Genomic DNA, 17,868 nt, shown 5'->3' with positions numbered 1-17,868 from the left:
TACATCGCGGGCGAGGGGATTCGGATTCCATGCGAGACGTCGTAGCTCAGATGCACCGGTGGTGGGCGGAGGGTGAGCCGTTCGCCCGCGCCACGGTGGTGGCGACCTGGCACTCCTCGCCGCTGCCGCCCGGGACGAGCATGCTGGTCGGGCCGGACGGCGCGGCGATCGGCAGCGTCTCCGGCGGCTGTGTCGAGGGCGCCGTATACGAACTGGCCCAGGAGGTGACCGCCGGCGGCAGGCCCGTGCTGGAGCGCTACGGCGTCAGCGACGACGACGCCTTCGCGGTCGGGCTGACCTGCGGCGGCGTCATCGATGTCTACGTGGAGCGGATCGACCCGGCGGGCTTCCCCGAACTGGGCGAGGTGGCCACGGCGGTGGCCGCCGGGGAGCCGGTGGCCGAGGTGATCTGCGTGGCCGTCGACGGAGCCGACCCGCAGGGGCGGCTGGGCCGCCGGCTGGTCGTGACGCCCGAGGGCACCTCGGGGTCCCTCGGCTCCGGGCGGCTGGACGCGGCCGTGGCCGAGGACGCCCGCGGACTGCTGGCCGGCGGCCGTACCGAGACCCTGCGCTACGGCTACGACGGCACCCGCATGGACGAGGAACTCACCCTGTTCGTCTCGGTCCACGCCACCCCGCCGAGGATGCTGGTCTTCGGCGCCGTCGACTTCGCGGCGGCCATGGCCCGGATCGGCGCGTACCTCGGCTACCACGTCACCGTGTGCGACGCCCGGCCGGTCTTCGCCACCGCGCGCCGCTTCCCCGAGGCGCACGAGGTGGTGACCGACTGGCCGCACCGCTATCTGCGCACCGAGGCGGAGGCGGGCCGGACCGACGACCGCACGGTGGTCTGTGTGCTCACCCACGATCCGAAGTTCGACGTGCCGCTGCTGGAGGTGGCCCTGCGCCTGCCGCTGGCCTACGTCGGCGCCATGGGCTCCCGCCGCACCCATGACGACCGGCTCCGCCGGCTGCGCGCCACCGGACTCGGCGAGGAGGCGCTGGCCCGGCTCGCCTCGCCGATCGGCCTGGACCTCGGCGCCCGTACCCCGGAGGAGACCGCCGTCAGCATCGCGGCCGAGATCATCGCCGACCGCTGGGGCGGCAGCGGCACCCGGCTGACCTCCCTGAGCGGCAGCATCCACCGCCAACAGCCGATGCGGCCGGCGGCCGGAGGCTGAGACGGGCTCACGGCCCGGGCCGGAGATCGTCACAATGGTTCCCGGCCCGAATGGATGTAGGAGGAATCGAACCAGCCGTGGAGACCGCTCGAAGCAGCGACGACGACGAGATAGAACCCGCCACGGGTGACCGCGGGGCGGTTCCCGCTAGGGGTGACTGCGGGGAGGTCCCGGCCGCGGGTGACTGTGGTGCGGTTCCCGCCGGGGGTGATCGCGGGGCGGTCTCCGTGGGCGACCACGGTGCGGGCCCCGCCGCGGGTGGCCGCGGGCCGGTTCCCTCCGCAGTTGACCGCGGTGCGGGCTCCGCCGCCGAGGGCGGCGCCGCGCCCGCCCCGTCGCCGAAGCCCGGCTGGCGCCGCTGGGTGATGGACACCCGGCCGCTGCGCCACCGCCCCTTCCGCCGGCTGTGGAGCTCCACCACCGTCACCGCCATCGGCAGCCAGCTGACCGCCGTCGCCGTCCCCAAGCAGATCTACGACATCACCGGCTCCTCGGCCTGGGTCGGCTACGCCAGCTTCGCGGGGCTCCTCCCGCTGGTGGTCTTCGCGCTGTGGGGCGGGGTGATCGCCGACCGGATGGACCGGCGCACCCTGATGCTCGTCACCAACGCGGGCATCGCCGTCACCTCCGTGCTGTTCTGGGCCCAGTCCTTCGCCGGTCTGGACTCGGTGGCGGTGCTCATGGTGCTGCTCGCCGCTCAGCAGGGCTTCTTCGGTATGAACTCCCCGGCCCGCAACGCCTCCGTCGCCCGTCTGGTCCCCGCCGAGGAGCTGCCCGCGGCGGGCGCCCTGCAGTCCACCGTCGCCCAGACGGGCATGATCATCGGCCCGCTGCTCGCGGGTGCCCTGATCCCGGTCCTGGGCCTGCCCACCCTCTACCTGATCGACGCCCTGGCGCTGTGCATCACTCTGTGGGCCGTCTGGCGGTTGCCCGCCCTGCCGCCGCTCACCGAGGGCGGGGCGGTCGGCCGCCGACGGGCCGGCTGGCGCGATGTGACCGACGGCTTCCGCTACATCGCCGCCCACCGCATCCTGCTGATGTCCTTCCTCGCGGACATCATCGCCATGGTCTTCGGCATGCCCCGCGCGCTCTTCCCCCAGCTGGCCTCGGACACCTACGCGCCCTGGGGTGAGGGATTCGCGCTCGGAGTGCTGTTCGCGGCGATCCCGCTCGGCGCGGTGGTAGGCGGTCTGCTGTCCGGCACCTTCTCCCGCGCCCGCCGCCACGGCCTGATGGTCATCGCCGCCGTGGTGGCCTGGGGGGTGGCCATCACCGGATTCGGCCTCAGTCCCAGCCTGTGGTGGGCGGTGGCCTTCCTCGCCCTCGCGGGCGTCGCCGACATGGTCTCGATGGTCTACCGCGGGACGATCCTCCAGTCGGCCGCCACCGACGACATGCGCGGCCGGATGCAGGGCGTGTTCACCGTGGTGGTGGCGGGCGGCCCGCGCATCGCCGATCTGCTGCACGGCACCGCGGGCTCCCTCCTCGGGCCCCGCGCGGCGGTCACCGCGGGCGGACTGCTGGTGGCCGCCACCACGCTCGGCCTGGCCGCCGCGGTGCCCGCGTTCCGCCGCTATACGCCCTGACGGGGCGGGCTCTACGTGTTGGCGGGGTTGTTGTACGTCGTGAGGCGGTGGGCCACACGCCCTGACGGGCCGGGCTGTACGTCGTGAGGCGGTGGGCTACCCGTCCTGGCGAGGCGGGCTGTACGTCGTGAGGTGGTGGGCTACCCGTCCTGGCGAGGTGGGCCGTACGTCCTGACGAGGCAGGCCACACATCCTGACGACAGCGGCGGGCTGGAGGCCGTGACGCGGTGTGCCCCGCCTCGTGACGACGGTGGCTGTACTTCGTGACGCGGGTGCCCCGCCCCCTGGCGAGGCGCGTCATACCCCGTGGTGGCGTCCCCGCGCCACCACGGCGCGACGGCCGCGTCCCCGCCCGAACCCGGGGCGGGGACGCGGCCGTCGCGGCTTCGGAAGCGGCTTGGGAAGCGGCTTCGGGCGCGGCTTCAGGCCGTGCGCTCGTCGCGGTCGCCGCCCCACAGCGTGTGGAACGAGCCCTCGCGGTCCACCCGCCGGTAGGTGTGCGCGCCGAAGAAGTCCCGCTGCCCCTGGACCAGCGCGGCGGGCAGCCGCTGCGAGCGCAGCGCGTCGTAGTACGCCAGCGCCGCCGAGAAGCCCGGCGCCGGCACCCCCAGCTCGGCCGAGGTGGACACCACTCGCCGCCAGGCGTCCTGGGCCGCGCCCAGCGCCTCGGTGAAGTGCTCGTCGGTCAGCAGCGTGACCGGCTTGCGCTCCTTGGCGTACGCCTCGGTGATCCGGTTGAGGAACCGCGCCCGGATGATGCAGCCGCCGCGCCAGATCCGGGCGACCGCCCCCGGGTCGATGTCCCAGCCGTACTCCTGGCTGCCCGCCTGGATCTGGTGGATGCCCTGGGCGTACGCCACGATCTTCGAGGCGTAGAGGGCCTGCTCGACGTCGTCGGCGAACCGCTCGGCCGCGGCGCCCGTGAGCCCCTTGCCGGACGGACCCGGCAGCCCCTGCGAGGCGTCACGCAGATCCGCGTGGCCGGACAGCGAACGGGCGAACACCGCCTCGGCGATCCCGCTCACCGGGACGCCCAGGTCCAGCGCGGTCTGGACGGTCCAGCGGCCGGTGCCCTTCTGCTCGGCCTGGTCCAGCACCACGTCCACGAACGGCTTGCCGGTCGCCGCGTCGGTGTGGCCGAGCACCTCGGCGGTGATCTCGATCAGGTACGACTCCAGCCGACCGCCGTTCCAGGTGCGGAACACCTCCGCGATCTCGCCCGGTGCCATGCCCAGCGCCCGCCGCAGCAGGTCGTAGGACTCCGCGATGAGCTGCATGTCCGCGTACTCGATGCCGTTGTGCACCATCTTCACGAAGTGGCCGGCCCCGTCCGGGCCGATGTGGGTGCAGCAGGGGGTGCCGTCCACCTTCGCGGAGATGTCCTCCAGCAGTGGGCCCAGCGCCTCGTACGACTCCTTGGAACCGCCCGGCATGATGCTCGGGCCGTTGAGCGCGCCCTCCTCACCGCCGGAGATACCGGTACCCACGAAGTGCAGTCCGCGCTCGCGCAGCGCGGCCTCACGGCGCCGGGTGTCCTCGAAATGCGCGTTGCCACCATCGACGATCATGTCGCCCGGCTCCAGCAGCGGGGCGAACTCCTCGATCACCGCGTCGGTGGGCGCCCCCGCCTTGACCATCATCACCAGCCGGCGCGGACGCTCCAGCGAGGCCACGAACTGCTCCGCCGTCTCGGCGGGCACGAAGTGCCCCTCCTCGCCGAACTCCTCCACCAGGGCCTTGGTGCGTCCGTACGTCCGGTTGTGCACAGCCACCGAGTGGCCGTGGCGGGCGAAGTTACGGGCCAGATTGCTGCCCATCACCGCCAGTCCGGTCACACCGATACGAGCCTGCTCCGCCATGGTTGCCCACTCCTGCCTGTCGTCTTTCCGTGCCAGGACTGCTGATCACCGGATCGTACGTGGTGCCGGCGCCTGCTGTGGCGCTCTCGGTAACGGGCGTGCGCCACACTTCCGAGAGTGCCGCACCTACGGGGTGCCGTCCGGCAGGGGACGGCACCCCCGTATCCGCGGCCCTTTCCGCGCTGGCCGTCCTTCCCGTCCTTCCCGCCCTCTCCGTCCCGGTGCCCTGTCCCGGCGGGCGCCTGTCATCTCGGCATCTCCGTCGACACGCCGTTCACCGTCCCGGTGGCCCTGGTGGGGCGCTCCAGGATGCCCCGGGCGTCGGCCGGGGCGGGCTCCGGCGGTGGGGCGGTGGACTCGGCGTGGCCGCCCGCGCCGCCGCCCGCCGTGCCGTTGTGCGGACGCGCCGAACCGTTGATCTTCTCGATCGCCTGGCGGGCCTGTTCACCGGGGGAGCGGGCCGCGAGCGGTGGCGGGGTGTGGGGCGCGGTGGCCGCGGGCTGGCTCCGCTCCCGTTCGGGTGTGGCGTGGACGCCGATGGTGTGGGTCCCGTGGCGCAGCCGGTGGCTGACCGCCTCGTCCAGGCTCACCGGCCGCTGCGACTGCGCCGCCAGCCGGCCGGCCTCCTGGCCCAGCGCGGCGACCACGTCCCAGGGCAGGTGGAGCACCAGCCGGACTTCGGCATCGCCATCCGGCAACGCCTGGATGGGAGGGGTGAACCGGTCGTTCATGGAGGGGCCTCCGGTCTCGGTAGCGGCCTGCGCGTGCGGCTCTGTGCGCGTCCAGAGGGCGGGGCGCGCACAGAGCCGTACGCAGAACCGGCGCGTGCCGTTCACCGGAGTTCAACCGAGGCGGACCCCGTGGCCACGCGCCACGCGGCCGGGCGGAACCCGTCAGGTCTTGCTGAGCAGGATCGTCACCGTCGCCAGAATCGCCGCCAGCACCAGCGTGGCGATGCCGTAGCCCAGCCGCTGCGACCGCAGGCCGGGCAGGAGCGTGTCGAGGGAGATCCGGCCGGCTCCGGTCAGCGCCAGCCCGGCCGCGCCGACGCCCAGGAGCAGCGGGAACTCGAAGCCGCCGAAATAGCCGAGCGGCCAGGTGGTGGCGACGGCGTTGGCCATCGCCCCCGCGACGGCCGCGCCGGCGAGCGGGGTGAGCAGCCCCACGGCGATGCCGAGCCCACCGAAGGTCTCGATGATCCCGGCGATCACGGCCATGACCTTGGGCGCCGGATATCCGAACTGCGCGAACGCCACGGCCGTCTTGTCGATGCCCAGACCGCCCCACCAGCCGAAAAGATGCTGTGCGCCGCGTGCGGCGACGATCAGCCCGACGCCGAGGCGGATGACCAGCAGTCCGACGTCATGCGCGAGGAGCACATGCGCCGCGGACCTGGGCGGGGCCGGGGCGGGTGCGGGTGCGTTCTCGTGGTGGGAGGAAGACATGGCGCCCTCGTCTGGTCGGGCTTGGCGGGAATCGCCGAGCCGAATATCCGATATGCACCTTAAGTACTCTTTATTCCACCGCAATGGCGGATTCAACCCGGACCGCCGGTTGCGGAGTGTTCCGGCTCCGGCAGGTGGCGGACGCGCGTTCCGGCCCCTGTGGGCGGCGGATGCCTTCCGGCCCGGTCGGCGGTGGAGCGCAGTCCGCGGGCGCCACCGGACCGTATCCGCGGCAGAGCGGGGAGCGGCCAACCCGCCCCCGCCGTCAGCGCCCGCTCCTCGGCATCACGGAAAGGACGTCTCGCGTGCCGGGGCCGGATGCCGAGACGAGCGCCCGCGAAGGGGGCGGGTGCGGCCGTCGCGCCTGGGGAGTCGCGCCCCTGGGGAGTCACGCCCCTGGGAAGTCGCTTCCCGGGGAAGTCGCGCCCCTGGGAAGTCGCTTCCCGGGGAAGTCGCGCCCGGCGCGCGCCTCGGGGAAGGGGAGTGGCTGTCGGTCAGCGGCGGGGCGGCAGCCGGTGCAGCTCCACGGCGGTCAGCCGCCCGGCCTCGATCGCGGCCGTCATGAACGTACAGTGCGGCTGCCGGCGCCGGTCGGTCGGGGAGCCCGGGTTGAGCAGCCGCAGCCGCCCCTCGGCCGTGGAGTCCCACGGGATATGGCTGTGGCCGAACACCAGTACGTCCAGTTCCGGGAACCGCTCGGCGCAGCGCCGCTCCCGCCCCCGCGCCGCCCCGGTCTCGTGCACCACGCCCAGCCGCACCCCGTCGAGTTCGGCGCGGGCCACCTCCGGCAGCCGCGCCCGCAGCTCGGGACCGTCGTTGTTGCCGTACACCGCGATCAGCCGGCGCGATCGCTCCTGGAGCAGGTCGAGGGTGGCGAGGTCGACCCAGTCGCCCGCGTGGACCACGACATCGGCGTCCGGCAGCCGCTCCAGCAACTCCCCGGGGAGGGCCTTGGCGCGCCGGGGGAGATGGGTGTCGGACATCAGCAGGAGGCGCACAGGCCGACCGTATCGCGGCAAGCGCCGTCACCCCCACCGGACGATGCCGGGTTACGATCTCCTCCGCCGGGAAATAGTGTGCCAAGCGGTGCGATCGGGCGGGCTCCCCAGGGGTGGACATGGCAGGGCGGACACAGGCGCGGACGGGCCAGGGGACAGCACAGGAGGCGGCACAGCAGACGGCACAGGAGGCGGCACAGGACGCGGCGCAGGGCCGCTACCCGCGGCCGGTGGTGTCGGCGGCGGAGGCGGAGTGGATCTGGCGCCGGCTGGCATCGGCGGCGATGGAGGACGGCGCCAAACCGGAGACCGTACGGCTGGCCGTGGTGGTGGGCCTGGCGCGGGCCAGCGGCGCCCGGTACGGCGGTCTGCTGCGCTGCACCGTGTCGGCGCTGGACCTGGACGCCGGATGGGTGACCCTCGAACACGGCAAGCACCGCGTGCCGCGCCGGCACGGTCTGGACCGCGGTACCGTGCTGGTGCTGCGCCGCTGGCTGCGGGTCCGTCAGGAGCTCTGCGCCGAGCTGGCGGGATCGGTGCCGGACGCGCTGCTGCTGACGGTGCACCACACTCATGACAACGGGGTGACCGTGGCCGCCGGGCTGCCCATCACCCGGCAGGGGCTGGTGCTCTCCTGGCGCCGGTTCGTCCACCGCACGAACGCCCGGTACGCCGGCCGCCGCCCTCCGCTGCCCACCCGCTTCGAGCAGGTCCGCCGGGTCTGGGACACCTGAGCCCGGTGGTGGCGGGACGGCACGGGCGCCCCGCCACCACCGGCCGGGTCACCCCGCCACCACCGGCCGGGTCACGGCGCGGGGGCCGCGGCCCCCGCGGTGACGGTGAAGCGGGCCCGTGCGGTCGCCCCGTTCACGCTCACCGCGAGGGTGGCGGTACCCGGGCGCAGCGCGGTCAGCCTGCCGGTGGCCGGGTCGTACGCCGCCACGGCACGGCGCCCGGCGTCGGCCGGATCGCCGATGTGGAGGTCCGGCGAACCGGTCCAGTCCGCGCTCAGCGGGAAGCCGACCGGCACCCGGCGGGCATCGGTCCCCTCGCCCTGGAGGACGGTCGCCGTGACGCCGGCGTCCTGCCCGGCGGCCAGTTCGGCCGGGGCGGTGACGGTCAGCCCGTCCACATGGGCGCGGGTCTGCGCCGACACCCAGTCAGGACCGCCCCGCCACGGTGCGCGGCGCGCCGCCGCCTGCTCCCGTGCCGTGACCTGGTCCACCCCCACCATCGACCAGCCGGTGAAGCCGCCCTGGCCGGGCGGGGTGGCGGGGTTCTTGCCGGAGTTGCCGTTGATCAGGTACGGAACACCGTCCACCCGTGAGGCGTGGAAGGTGCCGACGTGGCCGCCGATGAGCCCGGCGCCCTTGCCGGTGGTGCGGCGGAAGTCGGCCAGCCAGCCCTCCAGCAGCGCCGCCTCCTTGCGGTCGCTCAGCTGGCTGCCCCGCTGCGGGGTGGGGTCACGCGGCGGCACGTGCTGGATCACCATGACCGAGCCGATGCCCGGGTTCTTCGCGGCCGCGTCCAGCTGGGCGCGCAACTCCTTGATCTGGTCGAAGCCACCGGCGCGCAGCCCCAGTCGTGAGGTGTCCAGGGTGAGGAAGCGGGTGCCGCGGTGGTCGAACGCGCGGTGCGCCGGACCGAATTCGGCGGTGAAGTTGTCGATGGAGCCGCCCATCACCTCGTGGTTGCCCGGTACGTAGGTCCAGGGCAGGTCGTCGCCCAGCTCTTCCTTCAGCACGGTGCGGGCGAAGGACAGATCGGCGGGGGAGCCCTCGTCCACCAGGTCCCCGTCGATGACCAGGAAGTCGGGCCGGGCGGCCTTGATCTCCCGCAGGGTGCGGCGGGCCTGGGCGACGATCGGGCTGTCCGGGGCGCGGGCCACGAACTGCGCGTCGGACATCACCGCGAACCGCCAGTCGCGTCCCCGCGTGCGCGCGGCGGTGGAGATCAGCGGATCCGGTCGCACGCTCTCCACCGGCAGTTCGACGGAGGGCGGCACCCGCGCCGTGAGGTCGTCGATGACCACACTGCCGGTGTACTGGCGGGTGGCGGAGGTCTCGGCGAGGTAGAAGCGGTTGACCTTCAGCGGATACGCGACCCCGGCCGGAACGGTGAGGTCGACATGTCGCCATCCGGTCCAGGTCACATACGGGCCGCGGAGCAGCTGGTCCGAGCCCGCCGCGTCCTTCAGGTGCAGGGTGGGCCACGCCCCGTTGCCGTCGCCCTTGATCCACAGGCCGAAGGACTGCGGCTGCCCGTCCACGGCGATCTGCCGGGGCGGGGTGACATAGGCGGCGCGGGTGGCCGTGGACCGCGTGAAGTCGTAGTCCAGCTTCAGCCCGGTGCCGGTGTGGCCGTCGGGGGTGGCCTCGGCGGAACCGGAGGCGCGGGCCTGGCTGAAGGCCCAGTCGTCGGCGTCGTCGAAGGACGCCTCCTGCCGTGCGGTCAGGCCGACGGTGACGGCGAGCACCGTGGTGGCGCCGCCGACGCCGACCCTGACCTGTCCCGCCGCCTGGTCGTGGCGGGCCGTGACGGTGAAGGTGCCCGTCGTGGGGTCCGGGGCGATGTCGAACAGGGCGTGGTCGTACGAAAGGCGCACATCGGACGGTTCGATGGGGGCGCTGGTGCCGTGCGCGTCCAGGCCCACGATGCCGAACCGGCCGGTGGCCCCGGCGTCGGCCAGGCCGACCAGCCGGGTGGTGGGCTGGATCCGGTCCAGCCGGTCCAGGACCGTGAGGCCGGTGTCGCCGTGGGCGGCGCCGCGCCGGGCGGTGACGGTGGTGTCGCCGCTGTGGCGGGCGGTGAAGGTGCCGTCGGCGCCGATCCGGCCGATGCGCGGGTCGGCCGTCCGCCACCGCGGGGCGCCCTCGGCGGGCCCGTACGTCTCGTCGTAACCGGCGGCGCTGAGGCGGCGGGTGAGCCCGGGGAAGACCCGCTCGGGGTGGCCGCCCAGGACCGGGTCCACGGTGGGCGCGGACCCGCGGTCCATCGCGGTGTCCACCCAGAAGCCCTTGAGCCGGCCGCTGCCGTCGGGGGCGGTGAGGGCCAGGCCGTTGGGGACGGTGCGCTCGCTGCCGTCGGACGGGCTGTTCTCCACCCGGGGGGTGTCGCTGCCCGGCTCGCGGGCGACGAGGGTGGAGGAGCCGCCGCCGTCGAGGTTGAGCGCGCTGTAGGAGCCCGCGTCCTTCATCATCAGGCCCAGTTCGGTGAGGGTGACCCCGCCGCTGTCGGCCTGCCGTCCGTCCACGGTGAGGATCTGCATGGTGCGGCCGTCCCGGGAGAAACCGACGGCGGTGCGTGGTGCCGTGGTGTTGTTGCCCTCGCCCTCGTGGCCGACCGCATTGCCGTCGACCACGAGCGGTTCCCGTCCGCCGACGGCCGTGCGCGGCAGGTCGCCGTCGTCCGTGCGCGGCCGGTACTCCATCGACACCGCGTCGCCGACGGCCAGGGCGGACAGCTCGTCGGCTCCGGCGTCCCGGCCCACCAGGACGGTCGCGCCGGCCGGGATCGGGCCCTTGCCGGGTGTGGTGGCCGCCCGCGCGACCTTGCCGTCCACGATCGTGACCTCGGCGGTGCGCCGGGCGCCGTCCACGGTCTGCGCGCGGTCCGCCTCGCCCCACTGCGGGGTGTACGCCCCGATCCCGGCGGCCGGGACGTCGGCGGCGTTGAGCGCCGCGAGCGGATGGGGGCCGTCGGGGAGGGTCAGGGTGCCGTCGAAGTAGAGCTGGAGGACGCGGCCGGCGTCGGCCGGTCCGATGCCGACGGCCCGTCCGGGTCCGGCCGCGGAGGCGGAGTTGACGAGGTGGCCCTCGCTGATGGCGCTGCCCTCGGGGGCGCCGGTCTGGTTGATGTCGAAGAAGTCACCGTTGATCGCCGCGACCGTGCGGCGCCCCGGTCCGGGGTCGTGCTCGGCGGCCAGCCGGGAGACGGGTTTGCGCTTGGCGACCTTGTCGGGGTGCAGATAGTCGACCTCGGTGCCGCCGGTCAGGTCCACCGACAGCGCGTCGACGCGCAGCCATTTGTCCGACTCCAGCCGGTCGTACGAGGTCAACCGCACACCGGGGGCGACCGGCCGGGAGGAGCGGGCGGTCTGCAGCCCGTCGCCGTCGGCCACGGACCGGGGGCCCGTCGTGCCACTGGCGGCCGGGGGCGCGATGGGCCGCAGCATCTCCGAGGACGACCGCGGCAGCGGCTCGGGCGCCGGGGCGGGGGTGGGGGTGGGGTCGGCGGTGGCCTGGCCGGCGGCGCCCAGCACAAGGGCGGACACCGCGGCCAGGGCCGCCAGGGGTCTGGCGAACGCGACAGGAGGCACGGCAACTCCATGGGGCCAGGGGACTCGCGTGGTTCACACGCACAGCGCCCCAGCATCGCCCCGGAGTTGACCGGGCACCAGGAGGTGCCGGCGACGACATGGGAAACACATGGCCAAGGCAGTGCCAAGGCAGCGCGGAGCGCGGTGGCGCCGATCGCCGTGGCGGGTGGCCGCCCCTGACGCCGATCGCCCCGGCCGCCGTGCAGCGGGTCAGTCGCCGGTCACACCGTCGAGGTAGACCCAGGCGCCCTCGTGGCGTACGAAGCGGCTGTTCTCGTGGAGCGAGCCCGTGCCGCCGCCCTGGGTGTAGTGGGCGCGGAACTCGACGGTGCCCGTGGTGTGGAACGCGCTGCCCTCGGTGGTGCCCAGGATCTCCAGGCGCACCCAGCGCAGCCCCGGGTCGAGACCGGCGCCGGGCGGCCGGGTGGTGGGGTGCCAACTGCGCAGCAGATACGCCTCGTCCCCGACGGCGAAGGCGCTGTAGCGCGAGCGCATCAGCTGTTCGGCGGTGGTCGCCCGGGTCTGGCCGCGGTGCAGCCGGCCGCAGCAGTCGGCATAGGCGGCGGGCAGCCCGCAGGGGCAGGAGGCCGGGGTGGGGCGGGCCGGCCGCGGGCGTCGCGTACGTCGGGACATGATCCCCATTGTGACGGGTGGGGCGGGGAGGTGCCGCTCACGGCCGAATGGCGCGGGACCCGGCGCCGATCCGGCGCTTCAAGGACTCGGCCGCACGGGGTTCTTCGACGGTGCGGGGCCGGGCCGCGGAGGTTCGGCCTTTCAGGGCCCGGCCGCGGGGCTTGAACCGGGCAGGGTTGTGTGCCAGTGCCCCGGAGCACCTGACGGGGCGGGACTCCGGGTGCGCGCACCCGCCGACGACCGGCTCCGGCCTGCCGGTGGTCGCGGCTGGAGACCCCATCGGCCACCCGGGCAAACCTCGGGCAGTGCCAGATCATCTTATCGAGTTAACGCCAACGGCTTCTCCGGGCCGACCGGGCGCACCGGCCGCTACTGTTCCCGGGGATCTGGACGGATTCAACGGATTCACGGATGTTTGCCCTCCCTTTGCCGGCCGGCCGAGCGTGCTCGGGATCCGGGACAGTCACCCACCCCACCAAGGAGCCATGGATGTCCGCCCCTGAGTTCTCCCCTCCGTCGTCGACCCTGCCCGCGGCCACCGCCCACGCCGGGGCGCGCGTCCCCGCCGCCGAGGTGCGGACGCCGGGCGCCGGCCTGCGGCATATCCTGCGTGGCCCCAGTGGGCTGGGCACGGCGGGCCTGTACCCGGCCCGGTACGACAAGCCGCCGACGCCCCCGACGCCCCCGACGTCCTCCATGGCTCCGACGCCCCCGACGCCCCCCACGGCTCCGACGCCCCCGACGCCCCCCACGGCTCCGACGCCGCCGACGCCCTCCATGGCTCCGACGCCGCCGACACCCCCCACGTCCCCGACGCGCCCGGAGCCGTCGGCGGCTCCGGCGGAAGGCAACCCGATCCCGGGCCTCTACCACCACCCGGTGCCCGAGCCCGACCCCGTGCGGGTGGACGCCGTCAGCCGCGGGATCAAAGCCTGGGCGCTGGAAGAGGTCGATCTGTACCCCGAGGACTGGGAGGAGGAGTTCGACGGCTTCTCCGTGGCGCGTTACATGGTCGCCTGCCATCCGGACGCCCCCACCGTCGACCACCTGATGCTCGCCGCGCGCCTGATGGTCGCCGAGAACGCCGTGGACGACTGCTACTGCGAGGACCACGGAGGCTCGCCCGTCGGCCTCGGCGGACGCCTTCTGCTGGCGCACACCGCCCTCGATCCCCTGCACACGACCAGGGAGTACCAGCCGCGGTGGGCGGAGTCGCTGCACGCGGACGCGCCCCGACGTGCCTACCGCTCCGCCATGGAGTACTTCCTCCAGCAGGCCAGCCCCTCCCAGGCCGACCGGTTCCGGCACGACATGTCCCGTCTGCACATGGGGTACCTCGCCGAGGCCGCTTGGGCCCAGACGGACCATGTCCCGGAGGTGTGGGAATACCTGGCGATGCGCCAGTTCAACAACTTCCGTCCGTGCCCCACCATCACCGACACCGTGGGCGGTTATGAACTCCCGGCGGACCTGCACGCCCAGCCCGCCATGCAGCGGGTCATCGCGCTCGCCGGGAACGCCACCACCATCGTCAACGACCTGTACTCGTACACCAAGGAACTCGCCGCCCCCGGGCGGCACCTGAACCTGCCCGTGGTGATCGCCGAACGGGAAGGGGGCGACGAGCGCGCGGCCTACCTGAAGGCGGTCGAGGTCCACAACGACCTCATGCGCGACTTCGAGGCCGAGGCCGCGGCCCTGGCCGCCGCGTGCCCCGTCCCGAGCGTGCAGCGCTTCCTGCGGGGGGTGGCCGTGTGGGTCGACGGCAACCACTACTGGCACCAGACCAACACCTATCGCTACAGCCTGCCCGATTTCTGGTAAGAGGAATGGACTTATCCGTGACCAGCACCTCCGTGTTCATCCCCGCCCCGGCGACGCCCTACCAGGGGGACATCGCCCGCTACTGGGACCACGAGGCCAGGCCCGTGAACCTGCGTCTCGGTGATGTCGACGGTCTTTACCACCACCACTACGGCATCGGTGACGTCGACCACGCCGCCCTCGGCGACCCCGGCGACAGCACCTATGAGAACCGTCTGATCGCCGAGCTCCACCGGCTGGAGTCGGCGCAGGCCGAACTCCTCCTGGACCATCTCGGCCCCGTCGGGCGCGGCGACACGCTGGTGGACGCCGGCTGCGGCCGCGGCGGTTCGATGGTCATGGCCCACCAGCGCTTCGGATGCACGGTCGAGGGCGTCACCCTGTCGGCCAAGCAGGCCGACTTCGCCAACCGGCGTGCCCGCGAACTCGGTGTCGCGGACCATGTCCGCGCCCGCGTCCGCAACATGCTCGATATGCCCTTCGAGACCGGGCAGGCCGCGGCCTCGTGGAACAACGAGTCGAGTATGTACGTCGATCTGCACGACCTCTTCGCCGAGCACGCCCGCGTCCTCACGGTCGGCGGACGCTACGTGACCATCACAGGCTGCTGGAACCCGCGTTACGGCCAGCCCTCCAAGTGGGTCTCCCAGATCAACGCGCACTTCGAGTGCAACATCCACTCGCGTCGGGAGTATCTGCGTGCCATGGCCGACAACCGCCTCGTACCGCAGGCCGTCATCGACCTCACCGCCGCGACCCTGCCCTACTGGGAGCTGCGGGCCACGTCCTCACTGGTCACCGGGATCGAGGACGCGTTCATCAGGTCCTACAAGGACGGTTCTTTCCAGTACCTCCTGATCGCGGCCGACCGCGTCTGACCGCCCGCCGACCGCGAGGGCCGGGGCCGACTCCGTCCCCGACCGGCCCGGCCCTCGCGGCACACCGGGGGACAGGCTCGCCTCCGTGGGGCGTCGGCGGGGGTGGCGGGGGTGTCAGTAGTAGCCCTTCTCGCCGTCGATGAGCTCCCGGATGGTGTCCATGTGCCCGACGTGGCGGGCGGTTTCCTCGATCATGTGGAGGAGGATCCACCGCAGGCTGGTGGAGGTGGCGCCGGTGACGCTAGCCCAGGGCGCGGGCCGATCGCACCGGGTTATCGGCGGTGGCTCAGTACGTTGATCACGCGGCCGTTGGGGTCGCGGACGAAGAAGCGGCGGACGCCCCACTCCTCGTCCCGCAGGGGGTGGACGATCTCGGCGCCGCTTTCGCGCATCGCCGCGTAGGCCGCGTCCACGTCGTCCACCTCGACGCTCAGATCGGGGACCACCGGCGCGGTCTTGTCCCCGGTCATGACGCTGATCTGGGCCGTGGGGGCGGTGGGGGAGGCGAGTGTCATGATCCAGCCGAGGTTCATCACCTCCTCGAGGCCCAGGAGCCCGTAGAACTCCCGGTTCTCCGCCATCGCTTGGGACGGGACGTTGGGTACGACACGGCGAACGGCCATCGCGGACTCCCCGGGGTCAACGGGCGGTGTTGTTGCTGAGCACCGCGTCAAGATACTCCGAGATCGCGTCCCGGTTGCGGGTCAGACACTCGATGCGCTGGGTCATGCGGTCGCGCTCGTTCACCAGTGTGGCGATCATCTCCGCGGTGGCGTCGGAGAAGTGGATGACACGGGGCTTGTCCAGGCACGGCAGGATCTGCTTGATGATCCGGGTCGGCAGACCGGCGTCGAGCAGCCCCCTGATCTGGAGCACCCGGTCGACCAGGCGCTCGTCGTACGAGCGGTAGCCGTTCGCACAGCGGTCGGGCAGGATCAGGCCCTGCTCCTCGTAGTAGCGCAGCAGCCGGCGCGGTGTGCCGGTGCGCTCCGACAGCTCCCCGATGCGCATGTGCTCGCCCCCTCCTTCGCCCTCGTGCCGCTGGCCCCCTTCGGCCTCACATCCATGTGAGGGTTCAGCGTACCGTGCGGCGGGGTGTGCCCGCGGGGCGGGCGGACGCTACCGGGAAAAGTGCCGGGCGGGTGAACGGACGCCCCTGGCCCGCCGTACGGATGACGACGGGCCCGGCCGCCCGAGCCGGGCCCGGCCGTGCCACCACCGGGCTTCGCAGGGAAGGACCTTCGGGTTGTCGCGCCAATCGAGCTCTCGCCAGCGGTCGGAAACGGACAACGAAACCTCGGAGGAGGGCCTGGTACCGCAGGGCCCTGCCGAGCACACGCCGGCCACCGCCGCCGAGGCGGCCGCGGCCCCCGGCGGCCTGCGGGGCGACTGGCCCGCCGTGGCGCGGACGGTGGCGTGGCTGACCACGGGGCTGTCCCTCGCCCTCGTGTTCGTCGCCCTCCTCCTGCCGACCGAACTCGCCCTCATCCGGCCCAGCGCCTTCCTGCGCGTCCCGGTGGAGGGGATATTCGGCGCCACGCTGCTGCTCATGCTGCCGTCGGTGACGAGGCGGGTGGTGGCGGTGCTCGCCGGGGTGGTCCTCGGAGCGCTGACCATCCTCAACCTCCTCGACATCGGCTTCCACGAGTTCCTCGGCCGGGGGTTCAACGTGGTGCTCGACTGGATACTGCTGGACGACGCCGAGTCGTACGTCAAGGACTCGTTCGGCGGGACGGCCGCGACCGCCGCCGTGGCCGGTGCCGTGGTCCTCGCCGTCGCCCTGCTCGTCCTGATGGCGCTCGCCGTCCTCCGGATCAGCGACGTCATGGCGAGGAACAGCGCCGTGGCCACCCGTGCCACCCTGGTGCTCGGGACCGTCTGGGTCGTGTGCGCGGCGCTCGGGGTACAGGTGGCCGGGGTGCCGTTCGCGTCCAGGAGCACCACCGCGCTCGTCCAGGACCGGGCCGAGCGGGTGCGCAGGACCCTCGCGGACGAACGGGAGTTCGCCAAGGTGGCAGCGGTCGACACCTACGGCGACACCCCCGGCGACCGGCTGCTGACCGGGCTGCGCGGCAAGGACGTGATGTTCACCTTTATCGAGAGCTATGGCCGCTCCGCCATCGAGGACCCGCGGATCGCGCCCGGGGTCCGCAGAACACTCCGGGACGCCACCGAGCGGCTGGACAAGGCCGGGTTCGCCGCCAAGAGCGGCTGGCTCACCTCGGCCACGTACGGCGGCAGCAGCTGGCTGGGCCACTCCACCTTCCTCACCGGGCTGTGGATCGACAACCAGAGCCGCTACCGCACCGTCACCGCGGGCGACCACCTGTCCCTCACCCGCGCCTTCCAGCGCACCGGTGCCTGGCGGACGGTCGGCATCATGCCGGGTGTGCAGAAGGCGTGGCCGGAGGGCAGGTTCTACGGCCTCGACCATGTCTACGACTCCCGGGACCTCGGCTACCGGGGGCCGAAGTTCAGCTGGTCGACCATGCCCGACCAGTACGCCCTGAAGGCGTTCGAGCGTCTGGAGCACGGCAGGAAACACGACAAACCCCTGATGTCGGAGATCATCCTGACCTCCAGCCACCAGCCGTGGGCGCCCCTCCCCAAGACCATCCCCTGGAGCGAGATCGGGGACGGCTCGGTCTACCGGGCCGTCCAGAAGGCCGGGAAGAAGCCCGCGGACGTGTTCACCGACCCCACCGAGGTGAAGACCGAGTACGGGAAGTCCATCCAGTACTCGGTGAACAGCCTCATCGACTATGTGCTGAAGTACGGCGGCAAGAACACCGTGCTGGTCTTCCTCGGCGACCACCAGCCCCTCGCCCGGGTCAGCGGCGACAACGCCAGTCGGGACGTGCCGGTCACGCTCGTCGCGCACGACCAGGCCGTGCTGGACCGGATCTCGGACTGGGGCTGGCAGGACGGGCTGATGCCCGGCGCGAACGCCCCGGTGTGGAAGATGAGTTCCTTCCGCGACCGCTTCCTGGACGCCTACGGGCCGCGTCCCGGCGCCGGCGCGGCCACGGACTGAGTACGGCGGCGCCCCCGTGGCGTGCACGCCACGGCGGGTGCACGGGGCCGGACGGCGGACGAGGGCGCCGGGGCCGGACCGTGCACCGGTCCGAGCGGAGGCCCCAGCCCGG

The 17,868-nt window shown here is 73.1% G+C and carries 14 protein-coding genes and 1 pseudogene; 6 read left to right on the top strand and 9 right to left on the bottom strand.

Annotation, left to right across the window (positions count from 1 at the left end; translation table 11 throughout):
* Nucleotides 1–29 precede the first annotated feature (29 nt).
* Both AXW62_RS28180 and AXW62_RS28175 read left to right on the top strand, forming a co-directional pair.
* Nucleotides 30–1,181, top strand: coding sequence for an XdhC family protein (locus AXW62_RS28180; RefSeq protein ID WP_060946992.1), 1,152 nt, complete (start codon nt 30–32; stop codon nt 1,179–1,181).
* Nucleotides 1,182–1,408: 227 nt separating this feature from the next.
* Nucleotides 1,409–2,767, top strand: coding sequence for an MFS transporter (locus AXW62_RS28175; protein ID WP_060946991.1), 1,359 nt, complete (start codon nt 1,409–1,411; stop codon nt 2,765–2,767).
* Nucleotides 2,768–3,189: 422 nt separating this feature from the next.
* On the opposite strand, the gene gnd is transcribed toward AXW62_RS28175, so the two are convergent.
* The 4 genes from gnd to AXW62_RS28155 all read right to left on the bottom strand — a co-directional run bounded on the left by gnd (nt 3,190) and on the right by AXW62_RS28155 (nt 7,069).
* The gene (gene gnd, locus AXW62_RS28170; protein ID WP_030833777.1) at nt 3,190–4,626 is read right to left on the bottom strand and encodes an NADP-dependent phosphogluconate dehydrogenase; all 1,437 of its coding nucleotides are present in this window, start codon (nt 4,624–4,626) and stop codon (nt 3,190–3,192) included.
* A 245-nt stretch (nt 4,627–4,871) separates the two neighbouring features.
* Nucleotides 4,872–5,357, bottom strand: a complete 486-nt coding sequence (locus AXW62_RS28165) for a hypothetical protein (RefSeq protein ID WP_060946990.1) — start codon at nt 5,355–5,357, stop codon at nt 4,872–4,874.
* Nucleotides 5,358–5,519: 162 nt separating this feature from the next.
* Nucleotides 5,520–6,071 (bottom strand): DoxX family protein, encoded by a 552-nt coding sequence (locus tag AXW62_RS28160; protein WP_060946989.1) that lies wholly within the window; start codon nt 6,069–6,071, stop codon nt 5,520–5,522.
* 494 nt (nt 6,072–6,565) lie between these two features.
* A complete protein-coding gene (locus AXW62_RS28155) occupies nt 6,566–7,069 on the bottom strand; it encodes a metallophosphoesterase family protein (RefSeq protein ID WP_060946988.1) in 504 nt (167 codons plus the stop codon).
* A gap of 119 nt (nt 7,070–7,188) precedes the next feature.
* On the opposite strand from AXW62_RS28155, the gene AXW62_RS28150 reads away from it, so the two are divergent.
* Nucleotides 7,189–7,803 carry a tyrosine-type recombinase/integrase gene (locus AXW62_RS28150; RefSeq protein ID WP_244503179.1) on the top strand — a complete coding sequence of 205 codons (615 nt, stop codon included), beginning with the start codon at nt 7,189–7,191 and terminating at the stop codon, nt 7,801–7,803.
* Between the two features lie 71 nt (nt 7,804–7,874).
* Here AXW62_RS28150 and AXW62_RS28145 read toward each other — a convergent pair whose 3' ends face one another.
* Nucleotides 7,875–11,387, bottom strand: coding sequence for a phosphodiester glycosidase family protein (locus tag AXW62_RS28145; RefSeq protein ID WP_060946986.1), 3,513 nt, complete (start codon nt 11,385–11,387; stop codon nt 7,875–7,877).
* Between the two features lie 210 nt (nt 11,388–11,597).
* The gene (locus AXW62_RS28140; RefSeq protein ID WP_060947006.1) at nt 11,598–12,020 is read right to left on the bottom strand and encodes a YchJ family protein; all 423 of its coding nucleotides are present in this window, start codon (nt 12,018–12,020) and stop codon (nt 11,598–11,600) included.
* 489 nt (nt 12,021–12,509) lie between these two features.
* On the opposite strand from AXW62_RS28140, the gene AXW62_RS28135 reads away from it, so the two are divergent.
* The gene (locus tag AXW62_RS28135; RefSeq protein WP_060946985.1) at nt 12,510–13,844 is read left to right on the top strand and encodes a family 2 encapsulin nanocompartment cargo protein terpene cyclase; all 1,335 of its coding nucleotides are present in this window, start codon (nt 12,510–12,512) and stop codon (nt 13,842–13,844) included.
* 5 nt (nt 13,845–13,849) lie between these two features.
* On the top strand, nt 13,850–14,722 hold the full coding sequence (locus tag AXW62_RS28130) for a geranyl diphosphate 2-C-methyltransferase (protein ID WP_060946984.1): 873 nt from the start codon (nt 13,850–13,852) through the stop codon (nt 14,720–14,722).
* A 114-nt stretch (nt 14,723–14,836) separates the two neighbouring features.
* On the opposite strand, the pseudogene AXW62_RS41555 reads toward AXW62_RS28130, so the two are convergent.
* The 3 genes and pseudogenes from AXW62_RS41555 to AXW62_RS28120 all read right to left on the bottom strand — a co-directional run.
* Nucleotides 14,837–15,001: pseudogene (locus tag AXW62_RS41555) on the bottom strand (mycothiol transferase); the annotation flags it as partial.
* Nucleotides 14,995–15,345 (bottom strand): VOC family protein, encoded by a 351-nt coding sequence (locus AXW62_RS28125; protein WP_060946983.1) that lies wholly within the window; start codon nt 15,343–15,345, stop codon nt 14,995–14,997. The gene AXW62_RS28125 and the pseudogene AXW62_RS41555, both read right to left, overlap by 7 nt.
* Nucleotides 15,346–15,361: 16 nt before the next feature.
* Nucleotides 15,362–15,733: a MerR family transcriptional regulator gene (locus tag AXW62_RS28120; RefSeq protein ID WP_060946982.1), complete on the bottom strand. Its 372-nt coding sequence runs from the start codon at nt 15,731–15,733 to the stop codon at nt 15,362–15,364.
* A 235-nt stretch (nt 15,734–15,968) separates the two neighbouring features.
* Between AXW62_RS28120 and AXW62_RS28115 the strand changes: the two genes are divergently transcribed.
* The gene (locus tag AXW62_RS28115; protein WP_060946981.1) at nt 15,969–17,756 is read left to right on the top strand and encodes an alkaline phosphatase family protein; all 1,788 of its coding nucleotides are present in this window, start codon (nt 15,969–15,971) and stop codon (nt 17,754–17,756) included.
* Nucleotides 17,757–17,868 lie beyond the last annotated feature (112 nt).

Source organism: Streptomyces hygroscopicus subsp. hygroscopicus, assembly GCF_001553455.1.
Classification (GTDB): domain Bacteria; phylum Actinomycetota; class Actinomycetes; order Streptomycetales; family Streptomycetaceae; genus Streptomyces; species Streptomyces hygroscopicus.
The sequence above is the reverse complement of the archived record's forward strand: the minus strand, read 5'-3'. Positions and strand labels throughout refer to the sequence as shown.

Coding starts and splice junctions, on each gene's coding strand:
- AXW62_RS28140 (WP_060947006.1), bottom strand. CDS start 12,020: ATGTCCCGACGTACGCGACGCCCGCGGCCGGCCCGCCCCACCCCGGCC.
- gnd (WP_030833777.1), bottom strand. CDS start 4,626: ATGGCGGAGCAGGCTCGTATCGGTGTGACCGGACTGGCGGTGATGGGC.
- AXW62_RS28130 (WP_060946984.1), top strand. CDS start 13,850: ATGGACTTATCCGTGACCAGCACCTCCGTGTTCATCCCCGCCCCGGCG.
- AXW62_RS28135 (WP_060946985.1), top strand. CDS start 12,510: ATGTCCGCCCCTGAGTTCTCCCCTCCGTCGTCGACCCTGCCCGCGGCC.
- AXW62_RS28160 (WP_060946989.1), bottom strand. CDS start 6,071: ATGTCTTCCTCCCACCACGAGAACGCACCCGCACCCGCCCCGGCCCCG.
- AXW62_RS28180 (WP_060946992.1), top strand. CDS start 30: ATGCGAGACGTCGTAGCTCAGATGCACCGGTGGTGGGCGGAGGGTGAG.
- AXW62_RS28125 (WP_060946983.1), bottom strand. CDS start 15,345: ATGGCCGTTCGCCGTGTCGTACCCAACGTCCCGTCCCAAGCGATGGCG.
- AXW62_RS28150 (WP_244503179.1), top strand. CDS start 7,189: ATGGCAGGGCGGACACAGGCGCGGACGGGCCAGGGGACAGCACAGGAG.
- AXW62_RS28165 (WP_060946990.1), bottom strand. CDS start 5,357: ATGAACGACCGGTTCACCCCTCCCATCCAGGCGTTGCCGGATGGCGAT.
- AXW62_RS28120 (WP_060946982.1), bottom strand. CDS start 15,733: ATGCGCATCGGGGAGCTGTCGGAGCGCACCGGCACACCGCGCCGGCTG.